General features: G+C 72.6%; 3 protein-coding genes. 2 read left to right on the top strand and 1 reads right to left on the bottom strand.

Annotated features, from left to right (window positions below; genetic code table 11):
* Positions 1 to 646: tyrosine-protein phosphatase (locus ACQKIP_RS46990; protein WP_427745821.1), on the top strand; the 646-nt coding region annotated here is incomplete at its 5' end.
* Between the two features lie 226 nt (positions 647 to 872).
* Positions 873 to 1,349, top strand: a complete 477-nt coding sequence (locus ACQKIP_RS46985) for a hypothetical protein (protein WP_365854103.1) — start codon at positions 873 to 875, stop codon at positions 1,347 to 1,349.
* A 37-nt stretch (positions 1,350 to 1,386) separates the two neighbouring features.
* On the opposite strand, the gene ACQKIP_RS46980 is transcribed toward ACQKIP_RS46985, so the two are convergent.
* Positions 1,387 to 1,597, bottom strand: a 211-nt coding sequence (locus tag ACQKIP_RS46980) for a hypothetical protein (RefSeq protein WP_427745820.1), incomplete at its 5' end; no start/stop codon positions are given.

The raw sequence follows: 1,597 nt of genomic DNA, 5'->3' as shown, positions 1-1,597 counted from the left end.
GCGCTGGGGACGCCTGTACCGCTCCGACTCCCTGGCCAAGTTGCAGGGCGCCGACTGGGAGCGCTTCCGCTCGCTGGGAGTGGAAACGGTCATCGACCTGCGCTACCCCTGGGAGATCGAGGCCAAGGGGCGGGTGCCCGCAGCGGAAGGGCAGGCCTACGTCAACCTCAGCGTGGAGCACCGCCCCTACGACCAGGCGGAGATCGACCCCGGTCTCGACCCCTGGCGCTATCTCGCCGACCGGTACGCGGAGGTCGCCCTCGACGGCGCCGGGGAACTCCGCCAGGCCCTGGAGACCATCGCGTCCGGCAGCGGCCCGCAGGTCTTCCACTGCGCCTCGGGCAAGGACCGCACCGGCCTGCTCGCCGCCCTGGTCCTCGCGCTCCTGGGCGTGGCCGACGACGACATCGCCGCGGACTTCGCGCTGACCGAACTGGCCACGGACCGGCTGATCGCCGACTGGAAGGCGGCCCACCCGGACCGGACCCTGAACTGGCCCGGCTACGGGCGGGCACCCGAAGAGATCATGCGTCTGTTCCTGTCCGACCTGACCGGCGCCTACGGCTCGGTGCACGCCTACACGATCAAGGAACTCGGTGTCGACGCCCACCTGGTCGAGCGCCTGCGCACCCAACTCCTCGGCTGAAAGACGGCGTCCGGATCCCGGCCCGGTGGGGCGACATTCGGCCTCCGTTCACAGTCGCCATACGGCGTATTGCGTCCGCGTCGCAGGCGTACGAGAGTCAAAGGACCCTCTGAAGCGGGGAGTTGACGCCCCTCCAGCGGGGGACCGCCCCAGTCCCCGGCGGTAGCTCACGCCTGTGATGTGAAGCCTGCCCGCCGAGCGGGCAACCCGCCGGGGGAGCCGGGCCATGGACCGACGCGAACGCAGTGCGCTGACCGAACAAGAGTGCCGGGAACTGCTGGCCCATACCCCGGCCGCGCATCTGTCCGCCGTTCACCGCGGCCGTCCGTACATCGAAATGGTCGACCTCATCCATCTCGACGAGGAGCCGGTGGCCCTGCTGCCCGACGACAGCGAGATCGCCCGCGCCCTCTCGACCGTCATCTCGCCGCGCCGGCTGGTCGCCATGCAGACCGACGACCTGGCCGAGGCCCACCGCTGGGTGCGCTCCGTGACCGTCGTGGCCAGGCCCCGGTGGATCGTCAGCGTCGAGGGGCTGCGCGCATGCCGCCGCGCCGCCGCGGCCTGCGGACTGTACGCCCCGCTTGATTCCTGGTTCCTGGCCCTGACCCACCCCGCACTCTCCGGCTACCGCACCGCGGTGCGCGGCAGGCACCTGCGCCTCGCGACGGCGCAGGCCCCCAGAAGCGCCGTCGCGCGGTGACCGGCACACGGACGGGATGTCCGCCACCGGCGGGGCCTCAGAGCTGCGGTGCCCTGCTGGCCGCCCGGCCCCGGCCCGCCACCGGCACGTCGAGGGGGCGGGCCAGACCCACCACGCCCTCGTCGAGGCGCTGGAGATGGCGCAGGACGCGGTAGGTGACCGTGCCCGTGCGCGGGGCGCCGGAGCCCTCGGCCTCCAGCATCGAGGCGATGCTGGCCCCCGACTCGACCTCGGCCGTGGCCTTGTCG

The sequence above is a fragment of the Streptomyces sp. NPDC059900 genome (assembly GCF_050270335.1).
Classification (GTDB): Bacteria; Actinomycetota; Actinomycetes; order Streptomycetales; family Streptomycetaceae; genus Streptomyces.
This window is presented reverse-complemented; position numbering and strand designations above follow the sequence as displayed.

What these genes read in the sequence shown, in the direction of transcription:
- ACQKIP_RS46985 (WP_365854103.1), top strand. Translation starts at nt 873, where the DNA reads ATGGACCGACGCGAACGCAGTGCGCTGACCGAACAAGAGTGCCGGGAA.